This window comes from Paenibacillus septentrionalis (genome assembly GCF_042659865.1).
Lineage (GTDB): Bacteria > Bacillota > Bacilli > Paenibacillales > Paenibacillaceae > Pristimantibacillus > Pristimantibacillus septentrionalis.
This window is the reverse complement of record NZ_JBHSTE010000004.1, coordinates 244,380-262,975: the sequence shown is the minus strand read 5'-3', so window position 1 is coordinate 262,975 and position 18,596 is coordinate 244,380. Positions and strand designations below refer to the sequence as shown.

The 18,596-nt window shown below is 43.6% G+C and carries 19 protein-coding genes; 2 read left to right on the top strand and 17 right to left on the bottom strand.

Going from position 1 to position 18,596, the window contains the following annotated elements; all coding sequences use genetic code 11:
* Both ACFP56_RS12960 and ACFP56_RS12955 read right to left on the bottom strand, forming a co-directional pair.
* Positions 1-2,319 carry an ABC transporter permease gene (locus ACFP56_RS12960; protein ID WP_379235101.1) on the bottom strand — a complete coding sequence of 773 codons (2,319 nt, stop codon included), beginning with the start codon at positions 2,317-2,319 and terminating at the stop codon, positions 1-3.
* Between the two features lie 30 nt (positions 2,320-2,349).
* Positions 2,350-2,991 carry a TetR/AcrR family transcriptional regulator gene (locus ACFP56_RS12955; RefSeq protein ID WP_379235099.1) on the bottom strand — a complete coding sequence of 214 codons (642 nt, stop codon included), beginning with the start codon at positions 2,989-2,991 and terminating at the stop codon, positions 2,350-2,352.
* A gap of 277 nt (positions 2,992-3,268) precedes the next feature.
* On the opposite strand from ACFP56_RS12955, the gene ACFP56_RS12950 reads away from it, so the two are divergent.
* Positions 3,269-3,943, top strand: coding sequence for an HAD family hydrolase (locus tag ACFP56_RS12950; protein WP_379235097.1), 675 nt, complete (start codon positions 3,269-3,271; stop codon positions 3,941-3,943).
* Positions 3,944-4,092: 149 nt separating this feature from the next.
* Here ACFP56_RS12950 and ACFP56_RS12945 read toward each other — a convergent pair whose 3' ends face one another.
* The 8 genes from ACFP56_RS12945 to ACFP56_RS12910 all read right to left on the bottom strand — a co-directional run bounded on the left by ACFP56_RS12945 (position 4,093) and on the right by ACFP56_RS12910 (position 9,681).
* Complete coding sequence (locus ACFP56_RS12945) at positions 4,093-4,845, bottom strand: ABC transporter permease (RefSeq protein ID WP_379235095.1); 753 nt, start codon at positions 4,843-4,845, stop codon at positions 4,093-4,095.
* A 12-nt stretch (positions 4,846-4,857) separates the two neighbouring features.
* Positions 4,858-5,787, bottom strand: coding sequence for an ABC transporter ATP-binding protein (locus ACFP56_RS12940; RefSeq protein ID WP_379235093.1), 930 nt, complete (start codon positions 5,785-5,787; stop codon positions 4,858-4,860).
* 23 nt (positions 5,788-5,810) lie between these two features.
* Positions 5,811-6,227: a DUF3021 domain-containing protein gene (locus ACFP56_RS12935; protein ID WP_379235091.1), complete on the bottom strand. Its 417-nt coding sequence runs from the start codon at positions 6,225-6,227 to the stop codon at positions 5,811-5,813.
* A complete protein-coding gene (locus ACFP56_RS12930) occupies positions 6,217-6,681 on the bottom strand; it encodes a LytTR family DNA-binding domain-containing protein (RefSeq protein WP_379235088.1) in 465 nt (154 codons plus the stop codon). Before ACFP56_RS12930 ends, ACFP56_RS12935 begins: the two co-directional genes overlap by 11 nt.
* A gap of 244 nt (positions 6,682-6,925) precedes the next feature.
* On the bottom strand, positions 6,926-7,597 hold the full coding sequence (locus tag ACFP56_RS12925; protein ID WP_379235086.1) for a histidine phosphatase family protein: 672 nt from the start codon (positions 7,595-7,597) through the stop codon (positions 6,926-6,928).
* Between the two features lie 80 nt (positions 7,598-7,677).
* Complete coding sequence (locus ACFP56_RS12920; RefSeq protein ID WP_379235084.1) at positions 7,678-8,535, bottom strand: putative RNA methyltransferase; 858 nt, start codon at positions 8,533-8,535, stop codon at positions 7,678-7,680.
* Positions 8,536-8,915: 380 nt separating this feature from the next.
* The gene (locus ACFP56_RS12915) at positions 8,916-9,260 is read right to left on the bottom strand and encodes an ArsR/SmtB family transcription factor (RefSeq protein ID WP_379235082.1); all 345 of its coding nucleotides are present in this window, start codon (positions 9,258-9,260) and stop codon (positions 8,916-8,918) included.
* A gap of 1 nt (position 9,261) precedes the next feature.
* Positions 9,262-9,681 (bottom strand): SRPBCC family protein, encoded by a 420-nt coding sequence (locus tag ACFP56_RS12910; protein WP_379235080.1) that lies wholly within the window; start codon positions 9,679-9,681, stop codon positions 9,262-9,264.
* Between the two features lie 275 nt (positions 9,682-9,956).
* On the opposite strand from ACFP56_RS12910, the gene ACFP56_RS12905 reads away from it, so the two are divergent.
* Positions 9,957-11,111 (top strand): glycoside hydrolase family 27 protein, encoded by a 1,155-nt coding sequence (locus tag ACFP56_RS12905; protein ID WP_379235078.1) that lies wholly within the window; start codon positions 9,957-9,959, stop codon positions 11,109-11,111.
* A gap of 192 nt (positions 11,112-11,303) precedes the next feature.
* Here the strand turns inward: ACFP56_RS12905 and ACFP56_RS12900 are convergent, their stop codons facing one another.
* From ACFP56_RS12900 to ACFP56_RS12870, 7 genes are all read right to left on the bottom strand, one after another.
* A complete protein-coding gene (locus ACFP56_RS12900) occupies positions 11,304-12,131 on the bottom strand; it encodes an AraC family transcriptional regulator (protein WP_379235897.1) in 828 nt (275 codons plus the stop codon).
* A 221-nt stretch (positions 12,132-12,352) separates the two neighbouring features.
* Entirely contained in the window at positions 12,353-12,652 is a 300-nt protein-coding gene (locus ACFP56_RS12895) for a hypothetical protein (RefSeq protein WP_379235076.1), read from the bottom strand.
* Between the two features lie 153 nt (positions 12,653-12,805).
* Positions 12,806-13,666 (bottom strand): formylglycine-generating enzyme family protein, encoded by an 861-nt coding sequence (locus ACFP56_RS12890; protein ID WP_379235073.1) that lies wholly within the window; start codon positions 13,664-13,666, stop codon positions 12,806-12,808.
* 240 nt (positions 13,667-13,906) lie between these two features.
* Complete coding sequence (locus ACFP56_RS12885) at positions 13,907-14,539, bottom strand: glycoside hydrolase family 11 protein (protein WP_379235071.1); 633 nt, start codon at positions 14,537-14,539, stop codon at positions 13,907-13,909.
* A 334-nt stretch (positions 14,540-14,873) separates the two neighbouring features.
* Positions 14,874-16,016, bottom strand: coding sequence for a DUF2974 domain-containing protein (locus ACFP56_RS12880; protein WP_379235069.1), 1,143 nt, complete (start codon positions 16,014-16,016; stop codon positions 14,874-14,876).
* Between the two features lie 310 nt (positions 16,017-16,326).
* Positions 16,327-17,739, bottom strand: a complete 1,413-nt coding sequence (locus tag ACFP56_RS12875; protein WP_379235067.1) for a SulP family inorganic anion transporter — start codon at positions 17,737-17,739, stop codon at positions 16,327-16,329.
* Positions 17,740-17,880: 141 nt separating this feature from the next.
* Positions 17,881-18,588, bottom strand: a complete 708-nt coding sequence (locus tag ACFP56_RS12870; RefSeq protein WP_379235065.1) for a DNA alkylation repair protein — start codon at positions 18,586-18,588, stop codon at positions 17,881-17,883.
* Between the last annotated feature and the right edge of the window lie 8 nt (positions 18,589-18,596).

Sequence of the window (18,596 nt, the reverse complement as noted above, 5' to 3'; positions counted from 1 at the left end):
CTACTCCTTTATATGTTCGGATATTTGGATATGCCGTACGCCCGATATGCCGATCACCGTTGCAATCAGTACTGACAGCACCATCATCAATGGATTTAGTAGAAATGCCCATAGCCCATTTATCGAGAAATGAAAGGTCGATGCGCCGAATGAAGCAATAACTGCACCTGCCAGCTTTTCTCCGAGTGTGTTTGCCAGAAGCGTACCGAGCAGCAAGCCTAGCAATAGCACGATGAATGACCGCGAAACGAACTGAGCTTTAATATCCTTGTTCGTAAAGCCGAGCACTTTCAGTAATGCTATGGAATACCGATCCTTAGCTACAAGCATCTTCATAAACAATATCGTGATCATAAAGGTAATGAGCAACGCAACACCAAGCGCGGTATGAAATACCTGTTTAATGGAATGAATCGTTGAGCCGAATAACTGTGATACAAACTGTTCGACCCTTGATACTTTAGCAAATTCAAATCTTTCGGCATATGCTGATACCGTTGTATCAATTAGAGAAGGATCGAATAATGCAACACTGACTATACTCCACATCGTGTCTGTAGATTGGTCTGCGAAGGCAGCCTTTGCTGTTTTTCCACCATTGGTAATGTCGGAATATATTCCGCTAACCGTTAGATGCTTTACCTCCTCCGAAATCACAAGCGTCAACGCATCTCCGATCTTTTTGCCCATCTCTTCTGCGTGAATCGCTGATAGCGCAATCTCGTTCTCTTCTATTGGAGCACTGCCTTTAGAATATATAATTGGAAAAATAGTATGATCTCCAAGTTCTACCTTAATATTTTCCTCCGTTCCTTCTTCCGTTATCGTCTTGAACGTTTTAGTCGTAAAGACAGCCGCTTTTTCAATGACAGTGTCCTGCTTCAAGGCCGATAGGATCTCTTCAGTTTTTGTTGCAATATGATCCGTTTGCTGGATATCCATTCGAATATCATACATGCCTACTCCCATGTATTGAATGAAGCTTCTTGAGGAAATCGTGTTGTATAGGTTATGTGGCACAATGACTATAAACGATGAGATCACCAATACGATAAGCATGGTGGCGTAAAGTCTTTTTCTTGAGAAAACATCTTTGAGCCCAAGAAATATATTTGTGTGGAGCACTCTGTTTGTTCTTAAATGAAAACGATTAGCACTGGCCCCTTTTTCTTGCGTGGTTCCAAAGCGAATCGCTTCAGCAGCTGAAATTTTCCTGAAGCGTCTTAGCGTGCCATGTACAAATGCGATAATAACGATAAAAATTAGCAATATCCCTACAAGTCCAAAAAGAAATGCATAGATTGACGTTTCGCTTTCTCCCATGTAAAGCCGAATATTTTCGAGCAGCCTCCCCTTAAATAAACTAGAAAGCGCAAATCCAATAAGGCTTCCTGCAGCAGCTATTGCCGCATATTTCATCAGATAAATCTTTTTGACATCGGAAACACGCATGCCCAATGCTCTCATCACACCTATTTCTCGGTAATCGTCCTCGATTCTAGCAAGTAATGTAAACCGTATGCACATCAGTGAGACTGCAACGACTAGTGCACTTACAAGTAGAATCACAGCGATCATCATTCCGTCGGATATGGAATTGATCAGCTTGAAAAGCGGATAGGTAACCGTAGGTCCATTAGCTTCCAGGCCAGCAGCGACATATGCAGATTCAAATTCGCCTAGTGCTGAACCATCCTTCAATCGAAATTCAATTAAGTATTCAATTGTCCCTAAGCTTCTGATTGCTGCAAAATCCTGTTCACTAACAAGAAACCGCTTGGATGCGGACAGCGTCGAATTCATTTGCGAATCTCGTAGAGCTCCCGCGATCGTAAACTCTTTCCCGCTAATAATCGCTTTTTCGCCGATTTTTATCGCGTTGTTCTTCATGTAGCTTATAGGAACATAAAGCTCGCCATTGGAGACGGTTATGACCTCTCCGTCCAGATTCAATAAAAAATCAAACTGCTTACTCTGGACGGCAAATCCATTGTCCTGAACGCTATCGCTAAGTGAGCGGTCACCGATTACAATCTGAGTACCATCCATATTCAGAAACTCAATGATCTGATAATTCTCTACATTATGGTGCTGCTCCGCGAAAGCGGCAAGTCTCTGCACATCAATATCTCCAGCATGCATTTGCATAAAATGGGGAGTTTTTGCTTTCGTCATTAAGGTGTCTATCGCACCCGTAAGATGTACTGCGAGTATGGCTGCAAGCGAAACAAGCATAGCTGCAGCAGCGACAAAAACCGTCGTGATCAGTGTAATTACCTTGCTTTGACCTATATCGTTACGAATGAACCTCACATACATATGCTCTCTGCTCCCATGCTTGTTTCTTTATTAATCATTGACACCATCCGGTTGATGGCCAAACATCTGTATAATGTGCATAAGGCTGCCGCTTTTTACACCAAGCATTCTTTCTGCATTAAAGATAAACGCTTGCATTCTAACGTCGCGTTCCTCATTCGTCATGTCTACCAAATCATCATCAAAGACGATATTGGCATACGTTACAAGCATTTCTGTACATTGATAGGGGTAAGGGGTCTCAAAAAGCCCCTGTTCTACGCCCTCTATAATGATTCCAGCCATTATTGGCGTGAGGCCGTTAATGATAAGCTTTTGTATTTTTTGATGCATGAGCGCATTTTGCGGTTTATGAATATGCTCCATAATTTCTTGGCTGCTTCCCCCGCTTATTTTCATCGACATAACGGTTCGGATGATGCGTTCATCAACAGGCAGCCTCTTATCTGCAGCAATCGCTTTTGCTGCGCCTAATAAGCGCAAACCATACCGTTCAATTAACGCGTCCATAATGTTTTCCTTCGACTTGAAGTGATGATACAGCGTGCCCCTTGCAATACCGACCTTCTCCAGTATGTCGCTAGTACTTGTGCCATCATAGCCTTTTATACTGAAGAGCTCATCTGCTGCATCAAGGATTTCATTTCTGCGTTCCACTGGATCTTTTCTCATATTTCTTATCCTTCCTGATTTACTGTTGTCTTTACTGGAATGTGCTTAAAGAGTAATCTTCTCCAAGAATACAGACCGACTGTCTGTCTGTATAATACTGCCATATATTACAAGCAATTGTCAATAGCTTCACTTTGCTCTATCGTACATTCAATGCAGCCATTTCTGTAAGGCATTACTAAATCCTGCTATTGCTGATGTTAAAAAGCTATGTTACGGTTGAGTCATCACTTCTTTCTGTACATTCAAAAAAACCGTAAGATCGGAGGAAAACATCATGTTGAAAGCAATCATTTTTGATTTGGACGGTACGATTATTGATACGGAATCATCCTGGTTTAACGCTTTTTGCGACATTTATAAGCAATACGATGTAGACTTCACACTGGAGCTATATTCCACTTGTATCGGTACCGGGCTAGATGCCTTTAACCCTTATGACTACCTCATCCAAAACAGTACTCAACCTATAGAGCTTGCCGAGCTAAAACAAGCAGTTGCAAAACGCTTTAATGAGCTTATGCTGCAGGAAGCAGTCCGCCCGGGCGTAACCGACTACTTAGATCAGGCAAAAGCGGCTGGATTAAAGCTCGCTGTGGCATCCAGCTCCTCTAGGGACTGGGTAGAGCGTTATCTGAACCAGCTTGGTTTGCTTCATTACTTTGATGCAATCTGTACAGCAAGTGAGGTCAAACAAGTAAAACCAGACCCTGAGCTTTATGAGCTTGCACTACAAAAATTGCAGGTACAAGCAAGCGAGGCTGTTGCAATCGAGGATTCGCCTAACGGTGCACGAGGCGCTGTTGCAGCTGGCATTCACTGCATCGTCGTGCCTAATCCCATTACAAAAACGTTGAATTTTGATATTCCTCATCAACGGTTAAGCAGCTTAAGCGAACTAGAATTTCAAGAGCTTCTAACGAAGCCGCTTCAACCAACGCATAATGGCTAACTAAATGTGAAGCTGTCTATACGCCAACAAGCCGACAAGGATTGCCCTGTCGGCTTGTTCGCTCGTATGCATCTGCAAGTACCCGCCTTCATATAGCTGCAGCACCAGCGTCTCTTGCTAGTGAAACCCTCTTAATCCTTAACCCTCCGTTATGCATGTTTTCCTGTTCGTGAATAGCGGCCATAAAGCACAATCGAAGCAGCAATCGCAATCGCGCCAATACCTAACAAAAGCAGTACAGCCTTCCATACCGCATCCACCAACAACCCAGAACCGTCCAGCATCGCAGACTGCAAGCCTTGCAGCGCCCAATATTGCGGTGTAAACTTTCCAATCGCTTGTACACCTGTCGGCAAGTTTTCAAATGGAAACCACAGTCCCCCTAGCACTGCCCCGCCCATCGCAATAATTTGAACAATCGCAATCGCAGCATTCAAGCTGCCGATGATCATCGACAATGCCAAACCGATCCCAGTCGCACATATAGCTAGTGATAGAACAATAACAAGTACAGCGGCTGCATTGCCAAGCTCTAGACCATAGACAAAGTAACCAAAGCCCAGCAGCGTAGCAGATTGAATAAGCAGGACCAGTACATGCGGCATCCACATTCCAAACAAGAAATGAAGCGGCGGCATCAGAGTTGCCTGAAGCCTTGCCAGCATGCCAGAATCACGGTCACGCAAAAAGCATTGCACCATTGAAATCATAATGAAAAAGACGAACATCACCGTATAGCCAGGTACAATTTGAGCAATCGCTGCCCCTCTATCCGTTGACGCATTACTGAAAATAGCCGCAAAGATAACGATAAACAATATAGGAAGTGCAAACAGCCAGAAAAAAGTACTTTTATCTTTCAGAATCAGTCGGATTTCTTTAGTGAAGATTGATCCTATCATTATTCATTCCCCCTATCCATCTCGTAATGCCGTTCCCGTTAATTTCATAAATACGCTATCCAGCGTCGGCTGCTGGAGCTGCAGGGCTCTAACTCGATGACCCTGTTGGATAAGCGAGCTGGACACATCATGAATGAGCTGCAACGCATTCGCTCCTTCAATAAGCCAGCCCTTGCCTTGCGGTTGTATGCGATGTGCTGAAGTGAGCTGGTCTGCCGCCGCGCTCCACCCCTCTGCTTCAACATAGACAGCGGGCATAGCATGACTTTCCAGCAACTGGCTCAGCTCTCCTGCGGCAATAATTTTGCCATGATCGATAATAGCCAGCTCATCACACAGCGCTTCGGCTTCTTCAAGATAGTGAGTGGAGTATATAATCGTTTTACCGTCCCGCTTCATATCATGAATCAATTCAAAAATATGATTGCGCGACTGAGGATCGATCCCCACCGTTGGTTCATCCAGCACAACGAGCTTCGGTTCATGAAGCAATGCAGCGGCTATGTTGATTCTTCGCTTCATCCCGCCCGAATACTTGGAAACAGCTTCATCTGCTCGATCGGAAAGTCCGACCTGGTCAAGTACAATGGAAGTTCGCTCCTTTAGCTTGCTGCCGCGTAAACCGTACATTTTCCCGAAGAAATATAGGTTCTGCCGGCCACTTAACTCACCATACAGTGTAATCTCTTGTGGTACGTATCCAACATGCTTGCCGATTATTGCTCTGTCAGTCCCGAGCTTCTGATTCAACAACGTGATGCTGCCTTGATCCGCTTGAATAATGCCTGCCATCATTTTCATTAGTGTGGATTTACCCGCTCCATTTGGTCCCAACAAGCCGAAACAGATGCCTTCCTTCACCTGAAATTGAATACCGTCCACCGCTTTCCTTTCTGCTCCATATGCCTTCACGACATGATCAACCGTAAGCACTGCACTCATCTCAATCAACTCCTTTACATTACCTATTTTTTATGAATAGAATCGTTCATTTCCTTCGTTAAACGCCAATAGTAGTACGAATAGGCGCACCAAAACAGACTATACATGACCGCAAATAGGACAAGACCAATCAACAGCGGCTTCCATTCAAACGGCAACCATCCTGTCCACAGCCCAATTGGCAAAAACAGAAGCACTGATAAGCTGAAATGAATCACAACCTGCTTAAGCGGGCTCCAGCTTACAATCTGAAACAGATACGAGGCTGCACCGTAAAAAGCGCCCATTATCATACTCCCCAGCATACTTTTCCATATTTCGTTCAACGGCGGATCAACTTTATTGACCAGCAGAATCGTTAACGCGATCAACGTAAATATAGCGGCAAAGCCGAAGCCGTTCATGATGCGAGCAATTACATCTCTTGCTTTAATCTCCATCCTTGTCACCTCCCAGCACCAGACGTTTCTTCAATTCCGCAACATAAGCACGGGAAACATATTCCTTATTGCCCGACTTAAAGTGAACACACAAGTTGCCATTAAACATCAGCTCGAATCGTTCAATTCGATCAATATTGCCAATGACAGACTTGGAAAACCGCATAAAGCCGTGCGGCGCCAGCAGCGTCTCCACCTCATACAGCTTCATGCGCACTTCTACTCTATTGCTGCCAAGTGCAGCAAGCACTCTCCGTTTTTCCGCATATACATAATCAATTTCCATAGGATCAAGCAGTACTGTTCGATCTTGCTCCACTCCCATAAGGCGACCAGTCGAGATCGGCTGCTGCAGCTTGCTGACCAGTGCAGCCAATTCCTCCGTCCATTCCTTCGCCTGGATCGTGATGATCGTTTCTTCGTGCTTAGCATCTATATCGATACGTACTTTCAACGTCTTCATCCCTCCCGCTATAGATTAATTATGCAGCAACCTTTATACCTACGCTACATGTTTGGCTTAACTAGTCGAATTTATGGTATAACCTGCAGGAAATGCTGCATGAAGGCATCTAAAAAGAAATAGACCACACATGGAGGTCTATGCTCTATTGCTATTCGTACGTCTATACACCGTGAATCTTTCTCACTAGATAAGCATTAAGTAGCTTATACGAATCTTCGAGACTACTTACCTGCTAGTCCAGAGCCTCTGACAAGCTATTAAACATGACAACACTTGCCTCTCCGTCCTTAAACTCAAGCACACTTACGCTTGCATTTTTCACTTCACCCTGATGGTCGGGATGATCGGAATAGGTATCGATAATATGACGGATTACAATGCCATGCGTAACGAGCAGCACGACAGCATCCTGATCAATCAGATCAGACATCATCTGCTTCATTCCCAGTTCGATTCGAGCCTGCAGCTCATCCGCATCCTCGGCATCTGACAACGGATCAGCCTGCTTAATGAAGGAGAGGATTTCACTCATCGAATGATTGGCAAACACCTCTTGTCCTGTTTCGTAGTGGAAGCCTTGTTCAGCAGCAATCTGAAGCACTACTCGATCTATGCGTTCCCCTTCATAGCTGCCGAAAAACACCTCTCTGAATTCCTTCAATCGGCGCAATTCAATGGACTGAGCGTGCTTGTTCTGCTTCAGAATCAGCTCCGCTGTCTCAATCGTTCTCCCCAAGTCACTTGTGTAAACACGATCAAATGCGATATCCGATAAGCGCTCGCCTGTCCGTATCGCCACCTCTTTTCCTTCTTCCGTTAACGGGCTATCCGCCCAGCCCTGCAATTTATGATATCGATTCAAGTACGTCTCGCCATGTCTGACCACATACAGCTTTTTATTCATGCAATCCTCTCTTTCCCATCACGTTGTGTACTTTAAACTTCGTCATGATATGCTAGCAAACCTGCTTCGCACCTTCAGCTTTATGATTTATTCAATCCAATTAATATGTCCAAATCTACCGTTATCTCCGCATCATCTTGATTCATATAATCTGCCAGTCGCTCGCTGCTTGAGTTCCACGCCAGCGGAGTCATCTGCTTCAGATGAATTAGTTCAGCATGACTGAGCTTCTTCGAAACATGAAACCTAACTGTACCTAGCATATGAAAATGCTCGCTAAAAAGAGACACCGTGTCCGCATTGTTATCGTTTCTCTTGCCGCTGTTCCCATGTACAGCTGCGCGCAGCTCTTTCAAATAATGAGGCCGTGGAACAACCTTCACGACCAGTCCACCTGGTGTTAACATTCGTTTGAATTCCTCATAATTGGCTGGTGATAACATATTCAATATCACGTGACACGATTGATCCGCTAATGGGGAGCTTGCCAGATCAGCCACTAACCAGGCTGACTGCTTGTATCGTTTAGCCGCCATCATTATACCATCTTTGGATATATCCAGCCCTATGCCTAATATAGCATCATGACCGCATTTTTCTTTCAATAGCTGTAAATGGGAGCCCTCGCCACAGCCTGCATCCAGCATGACGATCGAGGATTCGACGGTATCCACATGCTTGGTGATCTTTTCAGCAATGATGTCATGCAATCCTTCATATAATCGACTTTCGTTAATTACGCTGTGTCTCGCTTCAAATAAAGACTTATCGTAACGGCTCTTGGATGGTCTGGGCATCATATTGACATATCCTTGCTTGGCAATATCAAATGTGTGGTTTCGTAAGCAGGTTAAGCTTTTCGTTGGCACAGCCTGCATTGGACCTTTGCATAACGGACATCTTAAAAGCTCACTTATCGTTTCTACGTTGTTTGTCATCCATTCTCTTCCTTTCTTCAATAAAAAAATCACAAGCAGCCGCCTGTGATTTTAGAGCAAAGGGAAAGAGACCTATCCTTATTCATTTAAAAAATGAAACAAAAAAGAAAGGCAGAGCAAGCCGCCTTTCTACGCATGACACATTAACAATAGACCATTCTCGCATGACCTATCGTTACATATGAAATGAAGATTATTAAAAAAGGACAGACTAATCCCGTTACTCTGTTTTTCACAAAACAGAGACTTTGACCATATTCAATTACTGGTTCAAAGTAGGGAAGCGTAGTCTAATCCACTGTACCATTTTCATAATCTCCTTTTGTTAAGTAGTCGTTCATTAATCATGATAAGCCGTTTTTAAGGAGCTGTCAAACGACTCACTCGCCTTCGCCGCCGCTATTGTGATCAGCTTCTACAAGCTCTTTTAGAGCAAATAGTCTTTCGTCCCAATATTGCTCAAAAAACGCGAGCCATCGCTTCAATTCTATTAGCGGCTCTGCCTGAAGTGTGTAGCGTGTTTCTCTGCCTACTTTGCGCCTGCTTACAAGACCGGCATCAGACAGCACATGAAGATGCTTGTTTACAGCAGTACGCGTAATAGGGAAGCAGGAAGATATTTCAGTGATCGGCATTTCCTTGTCAGCAAGCAAGGTTAATAGCTTTCTGCGAGTCGGATCTGCAATAGCCTGGTACACATCATGTTTCAAAGCAGGGGCAGCCATCTTAACTCTCGATTGAAGCAGGAAGCTTTTCGTTAACAATTTTCTCCCAGCCGCCATCCATAATCCCACGAATAACAGTGTGGGGCTGACCGAACTCTGTAACTTTTGCAGGGTCCCAACCCGAATGAACAAGTGTAAATTCTGTTTTTCCTTCTTCAAGCTCTTTCAGCTCAAAAGTGATATGCCAATCCTTTCCCCAGTCAAAGCCTAAACGATAAGGCGGCTCTAATTCTGTAACTTTACAAGGCGAATCTCCGAATTGACCCGCATGCAGAACAAACTCGCGACCTAGTGCAGGCTCAAATGTGCTTGGCATCCACCATGCTGCAATGCCTTCTGCGGTTGCGACAAACTTCCATACTTTTTCAATCGACGCGTTAAGAACAATTACTTTACGAATTTCTGTTAGCTGTGATTCCATAAACGTTGCTATCCTCCCTATCTTCATATAACACCAAAAGGTGTCATTATTATAACACCTTTTGGTGTTATGTCAACATCTGCTTCTACTCATGATGTCCGAAACGATCAAAAACGATTCGGGGACATTGAGCCAATCGACAGATTGTCAACCCGATCATTATGAATTGCGAACAACATTTATCCATAAAAAAGCAACTTCACGCTATAGTCATAAAACCGTTACCCTGCTTTAATTTGATTAGCAAGTCTAGAATGAATGAGAGGATGAATAACATGGCGAAACAACTTGGACTGACTCCCCCATTGGGATGGAATTCATGGAATACGTTTACGTGGGACATTAATGAACAGCTCGTGAAAGACGTTGCAGATGTGTTTGTTTCGGAAGGTTATAAGGATGCAGGTTACGAATACATCGTAATTGATGATTGCTGGAGCTTGAAGGAACGCGATCAGGACGGCAATTTAGTGGCAGATCCTGAAAAATTCCCGAGCGGAATGAAAGCGCTCGCAGATTATGTGCACGACAAAGGCTTGAAGTTTGGCATTTATTCCTGTGTAGGAACCCACACATGTGCGGGCTATCCTGGCAGCTTTGAGCATGAATTTCAAGACGCTAAGCTTTTCGCTGAGTGGGGCGTTGATTTCCTAAAATACGACTACTGCTTCAAGCCTCGTCATATATCCGGAGAATTGTTGTATAAACGGATGAGCCTCGCCTTAAAAAACTGTGGGCGTGACATCTTGTTTTCTGCTTGCAACTGGGGAGAAGACAATGTATATCATTGGATTCGCGAATCGGGCGCTCATATGTATCGTTCTACGCATGATATACGTGACAACTGGGATTCCATTAAGGGGCTAGCACTCTCACAGCTGGATAAAGCAAGCTTCACTGGCTCCTTCTGTCATAACGATATGGATATGCTCGTTGTGGGGATGTACGGCGGCAGCAATAATGATTTTATCGGAAGAATCGGCGGCTGCACGGATACGCAGTACAAAACTCATTTTGCCCTATGGAGCATTATGGGCTCTCCGCTCATGATTGGCTGTGATATTCGCAGTGCTAATGAGTTCACGAAAAAGACGTTGCTAAACCGTGATCTCATCGCCATCAATCAGGATACGGAGGGACGCGGCGCCTATCGCATTAAGCCTGAACCGCAATGGTTCCATAACGATGATGTATTTATGCTGGTGAAGGTGCTGTCCGACGGCGATCTAGCGATAGGCTTTTTTAATCTTAGTGATGGCCAGCGAGAAATTTCATTGCAGTTCTGGGATCTTGGACTGCCTTATGCATCCGGTTTCTCCTTGTCACTGTATGATTGCTGGGAGCATAAGGAGCTGGGCGTATTTAGAGAACGATTCGCTCCTACGGTCCCTGCGCATGACTGTTTAGTTGTACGGGCAAAACTGGTGTAATCCATGAGCAGCAATCGCACGTGCACCACTTGTCGAGTTCCTCTTGTGACCGACGATGTAGCCATCTACTTAAAGCTTGTATCTCGAACAGCCCAGCAGTTTTTATGTATTGATTGTCTAGGCATAAAGCTGAATTGCGGCCGCGAGCCTATTGAAAAGCTCATTAAATATTACCGAGACTCGGGGAAGTGTTCATTGTTTCGTTAACATTTCTGTGGCATGCAGCATCATATATTCCGTAGGGGTATATGATGTTGCCTTTTTAAATACTTTTGCAAAATACATTTGGTCTTTATAGCCGACTGAAAAGGCAATCGTTTTAATAGACAGCTGTGTTGTCTTTAACAGCTCACATCCACGCTCTACCCGATAGGCGGTCAAATAGCTTAAAACAGACATCCCCATCTCTTCCTTAAACAAGCGAAACAAATAGCTTCTTTCGATCTTCACGATGCTCACAATATCTGACACGGTTAAAGAAGCTTTCCAGTAGTTATTGTGAATGGTCTCCTTTGCTATGCGAACATAAGGAATAGGCTCAACCACCATTTCCTTAGGATAATGCTCCATATAATAGGAAAGAAGCAGACGCAGCTTAGCTTCCGTCCGTATATGTTCATAGGGTTTAGATGCCATGTTCTGACTAATGTGAAATAACGGCTCCATATTAACCGGAGCATCGGTTACGATTGGATGTTGCAGATTCAGCTCAGTCATCGATAACAATAAGGATGCTTCTTCTCCCTTGAATTCGGTCCATACATATTCCCAGGGGTCCTGATGGTCAGGGTAATAAAACACTTCTGTTTGCGGAAAGATTATGAAGCTGTCGCCAGCCTTCAGCGTATAGGTAGCATTCCTCGTCTCTAGTATGCCTTTCCCACTTACGATATAATGAAGCGCATATATATCTCGAACACCTGGTCCCCATTTATGCAAATTAGGAGGCTTGTAGCCGCTGCAAATCCAAGTTAAACGATCGCCGTTAGCTGAGTGATAGGTAGGCCTCATCGCTTGCATCACAATCCTTTCCCCTGCTCAAAATTAGAAACGCTGCTTCTAGCTTATCGAATGATCACGATATAACATATTGTAGCAGATAATGCGCCTCTTCTGAGTATGTTACAGCATATGTTCCCTTCCCATTAGGAATACAAAGCGGCGTGCCGGGAATGGGATTGACGTACAGAAAATGTTAAAAAAATGGCGCTGTATACGTAGACTCGTATACAACGCCACTTTTATTCAACGCCATCGGAATAGTTCCTTGTATAATTTTTATCGCCTTTATGCTCTAAGTCACTTAATGTTTTTTCAAGCGTTACGACAATCAGCTCTTTCGCTTCAGAAATTGTATTGTAAAATAACTGCTCTTCGCTTCCTACAATTTTCACCCCACTAATCGCCTGTATGGAAGTGAATTTTCGATGCTGTTCAATCAAATCATCCAGCGCCTTCAGCGTGTGCTTCGTTTGTAAGAACAGATCCTTGTGATGCTGCTCAATCAATCTCTGCTCTAGTTGGTTCATTCTCTCATTCATGGTTCACCGTCTCCTTTTCGTTCTCAGGTGGAGTATTCCTAAAATTAGTATACTCCCCCATTGTATGCCTGATACATGAAAACAAGCTTAAACGGTGATCTCTTGGTTAACTTCACCTATGTTCAATCATGACGATCTTACAGTATGTTGTTGTCAGTTACTGCTCCGACTTATACGAAAGCCCTGGTCGGGACCAAAGCCGCTTGCCTCGAATTTCCCACGGAAAGCAACCTCATTATTGCTAATATCGCCGATCCAGCCACCACCCTTAACGATGCGATAGATGCCGCTCTCAATATCTACGTCCTCATACCAATCCCATACCCATTCCCTTACATTACCAGACATATCATAGAGCCCCAATTCATTTGGCAGCTTGCTTCCAACTTCATGCGTTCGATTTTTGTTAGTTTCTATAAGTGGCCAGTTCCAATCACCGGATAAAAATTGATCTCCTGCGTTTCTCCAAAACCATGCAACCTCGTCCCCATTGTTGCTTCCACTGTACTTGTAGCTTTTACTCATTTGGCCGCCACTAGCAGCGTACTCCCACTCTGCTTCAGTTGGCAGTCGATAACCATTTGCTCCCTCGTTTATCGTTACAATCCATTTGACAGGATCATATTCGCTTTTATTGTTAGGATCAGGTTTCGTTGTATCTATATTGTAATAAGGGGTTAACCCCTCTAGTTTGCTCAGCTTATTACAAAACTCGATGACGTCATACCAGCTCACCATTTCTACTGGCAGATTTTCTCCTTGAAATGCGGATGGATTGCTGCCCATTACATCGAACCACTCTTTTTGAGTAACTTCATGCTTACCAATATAAAAATCCGAAATCGTTACATCCTCACCATAATAATTAGACGTTGTATTGACAAATGTACCGCCAGTTACGAGTACAAGACTATCACTAACAGCAGACTTTCCATTTTCTACAGGCTTTTCTTGTGAACAAGCGCTAGTAACAACTATAATGGCTGTAAGAAGGAATAGGAATAGTTTTCTCATTAATTTCTCTCCTTTATAGTGATGGATAAGTTATGAGTCCTGACGGCCTGCGCCTATTGCTCGGTACAACACGACTGTCTGACCGCGCTCTTCACTTTACTACTTCACGATATATCATGCTTGATACTAAAATGCTTGAAACACATAAGGCCGCCGGCTATGATGCCGGCAGGCCTTAGCAATCATTTTTCAATCAAAAACGAGTTAATGGATCTTGTTACCCTGCAAGCAGGTAACCGCTTACCATACTGTTACGTTCGAACTTCCGCTGCTTTGATATCCTTCTGTAGCTAGCACCTGATAAGACCAGCTGCTACCCAGATTCATACCTGCATTTCTCCAAGCATTAACATGGTTGCTGAACGTAATTGAAACGTTGTTTCCAGTCGGTCTTTTGGATTGACGCACACTCCAGAACTGTTGGAACGTCTGTGTGCCATCAATGGACGGTGCATTGTAGCGCATCGTCGTATATATATCATATGTGCCACCATCACTGTTTACCGAGCCTCTATACGTTCCAGTCGGTCTGTAAGTACCCCAGCTGTCCACGACATAATATTCGATTAGTGAGTTTCTTGTCCATCCATATAGCGTCAGATACGCATTGCCAGATGGTGCCCAAACACCAGCATTGTAGTTAATCGTTCTGTTTGGAGAGCCAGTAGCCCAGCCTTTGCCGACAACAAAATTCCCAGTATTGTACCAATTCACGCTGTAATTACCACCAGAACCGTTCGTCGCATTTACAGTCCCGCCACCATCTGTCCAATTTTGCCAATACGTGTTCGCACTAGCAGTAGTTGCAAGTAAACAAAAGATCATTGTAGCTGAAACCAATAACTTCAAACTTTTCTTATTAAACATAAGCATAACTAACCTCCTAGAAATTTTTTTTGTCACGGCTGACTTGAAACTACCTTCGGGTTAATCTCGCTGTTGCACATCATTTTTTCACATCATGATTCCCCTTCTCTTGCGCTAAGCCTCACCTCCTTTGTAGGTAAAATTATAGTTTGGAAGCGCATTCATAAACACTTAAAAAATTAAAGAAAAAACTCTAAAAATTTAACTTAGTTTGAAATTTATGGAACTCTTTTGGGCATTTAAACAAAAAACCGCATACAGTTACCTTTTTCGACAGGCACCTGCATACGGTCTTGTTCATAGTTTATTAGGCATATTATACAAGACAGCTCCTTGTAATTTATTCCAATAGCTGAACATCTTGAGACTTTCCTTGTGTTTTCTTCTTTCCAGCAGACATAATTGTTTTTCTGCCTTCCCTCAGCAGCAGTTTCAACGTCTTAATTAAGACTTCCTTATATTCTCTTGATTGATTCAAGGCACGAATCATCTCATTAATTTTTTGCCATTTGGCTTTTCCCAAATCATCGAAGGTGCGAATATCTCCCGCTTCGAATACATGGAACAAGGCCGCCACGAATTGCTGTCGCTGTGTTTTATCCATTTGACCGAGCCATGATTTCAGCGTCATATCCAGCAGCTCGCTTTTTTTCTCCACGCTCTCTCCTTTAACAAAGCTGTTCCCCAGCACCTCCCAGGAAAAAGCCTCATGCTGCATTAACAGCGAGACATAGCTTTGCACCACAATGTACTCCTCTTCATGCTCCAGCAGCATGCCAACAATAGATGATTGCGGGACAATCGTTCGAATTCGTCCTAAAATTTGTTGATAAGCATCACTTTTAATAATTCTGGTTTCGAAGCCCGGACCATCGTTGTTATATACGTCAACAATACGCTCCTTAATATCCGGTCGGCACATCATCGCCGCATACACAGCAAGATTCCCGCCTTTGGAATGCCCGCCGAGACGCAGTGGCGCATCTCCTTCTTCTGTCGTATCCTCCAAGTACCGCAGCGCCTCATACTGCGCGGCTACCGGCATGCTAACGGTCATATTGAAGTTTTCTTTCCAGCCTACGATGGTATTGTCCGTCCCTCGATATGCAACGTAGATCGAGCCATCGTCCAACTCAATTTGCATAGCGGCAAACTGTTTTGTTCGGTCAAGATCGATTACTTTTTCAAATTTTGATAGCTTTGCATTCGCAAAGCGAGGACTTTTCGCCATCTTGTGCATGAGAGGTATAGAGCTCCGGATCATATACGTAAACTGCTGGATATGATCCTCATCATATAGAGCAGTGTAACGCTCCGCCGCTTCACATACCGTAATGGAAGAACCGCTCCATCTCGCAGGGACGATATAATCAAAATTCACATACACCAGCTGAGACAATATAAGATTATCCACTTCATTAAACGGTGAATGCTCCAATCTAATGTCCCCTCGCCAATCCAAATAATCCATAATGTTGCCCATATTCGCACTCCACCTCTTCCCTTGCCCGTTCATGATTGCTCTTATAGCTTCATTATAGCAACCCTATTCACAATCTCCACACCTTAAATATATGATGAATCTCTTTCTCTTATTTTTTACATTCGCTTCGCTATATTTACTCCATTAAATATTTACAGCAGAATATATTTATGATCCATATCATTTATGCCATCAATGATATTTGCAATGCAAATGAATTATGATACAAAAAGAGAACCACCGTAACAGAGTGGTTCTCTCATTTTACTCAAAAGGCTCGATTACAAGCAAACGATCTCATGATAGTGAGTTAAGCGCTTTGTCTGCTTGGACTCACCACTTCAACTTCCTTGCCTTTTTCCGATAATCTTGCAACGATTTTATCTAGCGTTTGCCTTGCGGTATGGTCCCATACATGAGCGGCACTTAGATCAAGACGAACCTTTTCAGCGCTATCCGCAAAATCAATCCGGTCGAGCAACGTATTGCTCGATACGAAAAAAAGCTGTCCCTTTACCTTATATATAGAAAGGTTATTGTTCGATTCTTTCTGTACATCTAGTTGAGATGCTGAGCGATAGGCGTATACGAGCACACTCATCACAACACCAACAACAACACCCAGCGCCAAATTATGAGTAGCAACCATCACAATCGTTGTTACGACCATTATAAAGGTATGAGCAAACGGCTTGCTTTTAATATGACGGATATAGCTCCAATCGAAAATCTCGATACAAACCATCATCATAACACCGACTAGCGCAGCGATTGGAATGATATTCAAGATATCGTCTAATACGAACACAAGCAAGAGGAGCACCAACGCCGCAACTAATGTAGATAATCTGCCTCTACCGCCTACTTTAACGTTAATCGCAGACTCAGCAATCAAGGCGCAGCCAGCCATGCCACCAACAAAGCCAGTAACGGTATTTGCAATGCCTTGTCCACGCATTTCTTTATCCTTATCAGATTTCGTATCCGTCATTTCATCAATAATCGTTTGCGTCAGCAACGTTTCCGAATAACCGACAACCGCAAGAGAAAGCGCAACCGGCAGTATAATCCATAACGTTTCTAAATTCAAAGGTACAACTGGGATATGAAACCAACTAACCGCTGATGTATCAATTGCCGCTATATCGCCAACCGTTTGCCATGAGCCCGGTACGAAAAACACGAGAAGCGTCATAGCCGCTACCGCCAGCAATGGCGATGGGATCGCTTTGAAAAACTTGGGGATGATGTAGATCATAAGCAGCGTAATCGCAACCATCACATACATTCCCCACGATTGATTTTCAAAGTATCTCAACTGAGAAATAAAAATAAGAATGGCTAATGAATTAATGAAGCCTGTAATGACCGAATGTGGAACAAAGCTCATCCAGCGCCCCATCTTAAACACACCCATTAAATATTGTATGATACCTGTCAGAATTGTAGCCGCAAACAAATACTCTACGCCGTGAGTCGCGACCATTGCTGTCATAAGTACAGCCATCGAGCCAGCCGTCGTAGATACCATTGCGGATCTACCGCCAAAAAACGAAATTAGAATCAAGATCGAAATTGAGGATAAAATGCTAATCATCGGATTCACGCCTGCTATAAATGCAAATGCTAGTGAATCGGGAATTAGCGCGAGCACCGTTGTAATACCTGCAAGAACGTCTGCTCTTATATTGGAAAACCAGTTTTGTTGTATTCTCTGTATCATACTCTAGTACGTGAACTCCTTTTACTGTATTGAATTTTTCACACCTAACTACTTTACCACCTCAATCGTTACTTGTGTATGACTTTTTCATCCAAAAAAAAGAATGCCGCTTCCGCACAGCATCCTTTTGAATAAGAACGATTAACATCTAACATATTTGCGTTTGAAACCGAGCTGATTCCTCGCCATAGCTTTTTCAATGTTCTCAGAAGCATGCAAGACACTGTTTTTCTTCTTATCACGCTTAATCTCAATCGGACCAACTGCTCTTGCAGTCTCAACCGCTTTATCATGCAGCGGCATATAGGAGACAGCTACTGTATACATAAAATTGTTCATGGAGGATTTAACACGATCTGGTACATCTCCAATTGCTTCTTTTACTTGCTCCAGCATGCTCGAGATTTTGCCTTCATTAAACTCAACGTCCGAACGACTACCCAACAGCCAGCAATAGCAGCTCCAGCCCGCCGACATTTTCAGCTCATCCCCGCTTGCAATCCATTTGTCAGCGACTTGCTGCGCAATATCGGCTTCTGCCAAGGTGACAGCTACTACATAATCGGACAGCATATAAAAATATGCAGCATCGATCCAACGATCAAAATCAGCCTCAGTCATCGCTTCTGGATCTGCAATAATGCCTGCAAAATACATCGCATCATAATTGCCTGTAGCATATAACTCCTCAGCTAAAGACTGATTAATTTTAATTTTTTTCGCGATAGGCTTCATAGCGCCTGTTGCTACACCAAAAAGCGGCTCACGGGCCCCGTTGGACATGTACATCTTCTTAAGTCGTTCCTTGCCGAGCGCTTCAAGCTCCTGCATAACCGATTCAAAATTCATAATCGCCC

Bases quoted from the DNA above. Each gene is read 5' to 3' on its own strand.
- ACFP56_RS12950 (WP_379235097.1), top strand. From the start codon at position 3,269: ATGTTGAAAGCAATCATTTTTGATTTGGACGGTACGATTATTGATACG.
- ACFP56_RS12945 (WP_379235095.1), bottom strand. From the start codon at position 4,845: ATGATAGGATCAATCTTCACTAAAGAAATCCGACTGATTCTGAAAGAT.
- ACFP56_RS12885 (WP_379235071.1), bottom strand. From the start codon at position 14,539: ATGCTTATGTTTAATAAGAAAAGTTTGAAGTTATTGGTTTCAGCTACA.
- ACFP56_RS12940 (WP_379235093.1), bottom strand. From the start codon at position 5,787: ATGAGTGCAGTGCTTACGGTTGATCATGTCGTGAAGGCATATGGAGCA.
- ACFP56_RS12925 (WP_379235086.1), bottom strand. From the start codon at position 7,597: ATGAATAAAAAGCTGTATGTGGTCAGACATGGCGAGACGTACTTGAAT.
- ACFP56_RS12895 (WP_379235076.1), bottom strand. From the start codon at position 12,652: ATGAATGAGAGAATGAACCAACTAGAGCAGAGATTGATTGAGCAGCAT.
- ACFP56_RS12890 (WP_379235073.1), bottom strand. From the start codon at position 13,666: ATGAGAAAACTATTCCTATTCCTTCTTACAGCCATTATAGTTGTTACT.
- ACFP56_RS12900 (WP_379235897.1), bottom strand. From the start codon at position 12,131: ATGCAAGCGATGAGGCCTACCTATCACTCAGCTAACGGCGATCGTTTA.
- ACFP56_RS12910 (WP_379235080.1), bottom strand. From the start codon at position 9,681: ATGGAATCACAGCTAACAGAAATTCGTAAAGTAATTGTTCTTAACGCG.
- ACFP56_RS12935 (WP_379235091.1), bottom strand. From the start codon at position 6,227: ATGGAGATTAAAGCAAGAGATGTAATTGCTCGCATCATGAACGGCTTC.
- ACFP56_RS12955 (WP_379235099.1), bottom strand. From the start codon at position 2,991: ATGAGAAAAGATCCAGTGGAACGCAGAAATGAAATCCTTGATGCAGCA.
- ACFP56_RS12960 (WP_379235101.1), bottom strand. From the start codon at position 2,319: ATGTATGTGAGGTTCATTCGTAACGATATAGGTCAAAGCAAGGTAATT.
- ACFP56_RS12905 (WP_379235078.1), top strand. From the start codon at position 9,957: ATGGCGAAACAACTTGGACTGACTCCCCCATTGGGATGGAATTCATGG.
- ACFP56_RS12875 (WP_379235067.1), bottom strand. From the start codon at position 17,739: ATGATACAGAGAATACAACAAAACTGGTTTTCCAATATAAGAGCAGAC.
- ACFP56_RS12880 (WP_379235069.1), bottom strand. From the start codon at position 16,016: ATGGGCAACATTATGGATTATTTGGATTGGCGAGGGGACATTAGATTG.
- ACFP56_RS12915 (WP_379235082.1), bottom strand. From the start codon at position 9,260: ATGGCTGCCCCTGCTTTGAAACATGATGTGTACCAGGCTATTGCAGAT.
- ACFP56_RS12870 (WP_379235065.1), bottom strand. From the start codon at position 18,588: ATGAATTTTGAATCGGTTATGCAGGAGCTTGAAGCGCTCGGCAAGGAA.
- ACFP56_RS12920 (WP_379235084.1), bottom strand. From the start codon at position 8,535: ATGACAAACAACGTAGAAACGATAAGTGAGCTTTTAAGATGTCCGTTA.